Annotated in this window: 2 protein-coding genes; both read left to right on the top strand. The window is 63.7% G+C overall.

Going from position 1 to position 2,152, the window contains the following annotated elements; all coding sequences use genetic code 11:
* Positions 1–632: 632 nt before the first annotated feature.
* The gene (locus AB4089_RS22860; RefSeq protein WP_441411552.1) at positions 633–1,475 is read left to right on the top strand and encodes an alpha/beta hydrolase; all 843 of its coding nucleotides are present in this window, start codon (positions 633–635) and stop codon (positions 1,473–1,475) included.
* Between the two features lie 192 nt (positions 1,476–1,667).
* A complete protein-coding gene (locus AB4089_RS22855; RefSeq protein WP_441411551.1) occupies positions 1,668–1,901 on the top strand; it encodes a DUF6480 family protein in 234 nt (77 codons plus the stop codon).
* The last annotated feature ends 251 nt before the right edge of the window (positions 1,902–2,152 follow it).

The raw sequence follows: 2,152 nt of genomic DNA, 5'->3' as shown, positions 1-2,152 counted from the left end.
CGTCAGATCCAGGCACTCAGCGCCGAACTCCTGACACTGACCACCGCGAAACAGGGCACCAAACCCCAGCCCGCCATCCGGGCAAAACCAAATGATTCCACGAAACAACCCAGGCGGGCATCTTGACATGATTCCCCGGGGGGAGGTAGAAATCCTTGCCGGATGCAGCGGGGGAGCGCCTGGGCCCACCCTTGTTCCGAAGGCGTGTGTCCAGAAAGGCCTGTACTTCCGGTCTGGATGATGGGGCCGATCGCTCGTCGACCGCGGCTGCGGACGGGGATAGAAGTGCCTCGACCCGGGCGAGATTAGCGCCATGGCCGAGGCCCTGGCCTCTTCCTCCGGTGCTGCGCAACTTTGTCCGGCCAGCCGCGCTGGCCCACCCACGTGCGTCCGTGGGCTCGGGGGTGCTCCCGGACGAAGCTGCTGTCAGCTGCCCGCCGCACTGCAAGGCCCGGAAGACGAGGTTGGCCGGTGTGCACGCACGTTCAAAGGGACCTTCGGCCCTAAACGCCCGTGAGCTCGGGGTTGAGTGTAGAAGGGGCGGTGCGATAACGGTGGGAGGAGCCCGAAACTGCCGGTAGAGCTGGCCGCGTGGCCTGTCAGGGATCCCACCCCGACGATAGGAGGACACCGTGACTGAAGATAATCCCGCCGGCCCGGGCGCCCCGGACACCATTGTGTTGATTCACGGTCTGTGGGTGACCCCCCGCAGCTGGGAGAAGTGGGTCGAGCGCTACGAGGGCCGTGGTTACCGGGTGCTCGCGCCCGCCTACCCAGGCTTTGAGGTCGAGGTCGAAGCGCTCAACGAGGATCCCACCCCGATTGAGGCATTGACTATCCCTGCGGTCGTCGAACACCTCGAAGGTGTAGTCGGCGGGCTGGACAGAGCCCCGATCATCATGGGCCACTCGGCAGGAGGCCTCTTCACCCAGATCCTGCTCGATCACGGTTACGGGGCAGCAGGCGTGGTCATAGACTCCGCGCCGGCGGAGGGCGTCCGGGTAACCCCGGTCTCACAGATAAGATCCCTCTTCCCCATTTTGAAGAACCCCGCCAACCGCCACAGGGCGGTGGGCTTCACCCCAGAGCAGTTCCACTACGCCTTCGCCAATACCCTAAGCCGGGAAGAGTCGGACAAGGTCTACGAGCGCTACCACATTCCAACGCCTGGCAGCTTCGTGTGGGCCGGGCCCCTCGCCAATTTCACGCCTGGACACCAGGACACCTACGTGAACTTCAGGAATGAGGACCGCGCGCCCTTGCTGTTCATAGCGGGTGGAGACGACAACCTCATGCCTCCAGCGGTCAACCAGGCGAACGTCAAGCACTACCGCAACGTCAAGACCACAACCGACTACAAGGAGTTCCCTGGGCGCTCGCACTACACGGTGGGGCAGGACGGATGGGAGGAGGTAGCAGACTACGCCCTCGAGTGGGCCGTCGAACACGCGAAGCATCCAGCCGCTGGGACGTAGCCTCAAGCCCGCGGAGGTGCCAACGATCGGTTCGGGCCGTTGCCCGGCGGCGCAAACCCCGCCGCTGCTCTTCGCCGGGAAGACCTTTCGCCCGAGGACCAAGCCAGAATTGAGGCCCGCGCAGCCTAGGTCCCGACCGCTGTTGCCCGCTACCTTGTTCAAAGCATCAGCACTGCGACCCAGGGAGTGAACGTGTCAGGAAGCAATCCCGACCCGTATGAGGACAAGATCACTGGCTTAGAGCCGGGAGGCGGGGTGCCGCCAGGCGAGACGCCTCCGGGCGAAGCCTCCACGGGCGGACCGCAGGGTCACGATGAGAATGGCACGAATATGGGCACCCAGATTCTCTGGATAGCGGGCATCGCAGCAGTGGTCCTGTTGTCGCTGCTGTACTTTGTCGGCTACATCGTGGGATTACTCGACTAGCGCGCCCTCGGGGCTGCCGGATCCCTATCCATCAGACCGCAGCGGCAACCTGAAACCACTCATCACCTATTTTCGAGTCAGTCAACGCGATGGGCCCGGGGAATCATGTCAAGATGCCCGCCTGGGTTGTTTCGTGGAATCATTTGGTTTTGCCCGGATGGCGGGCTGGGGTTTGGTGCCCTGTTTCGCGGTGGTCAGTGTCAGGAGTTCGGCGCTGAGTGCCTGGATCTGACGCTGGATGGCTGGATGGC

Source organism: Arthrobacter sp. 2MCAF15 (genome assembly GCF_052115605.1).
Lineage (GTDB): Bacteria > Actinomycetota > Actinomycetes > Actinomycetales > Micrococcaceae > Arthrobacter.
Note: the sequence above shows the minus strand (reverse complement) of the source record. Positions and strands in the feature narration are given on the sequence as shown.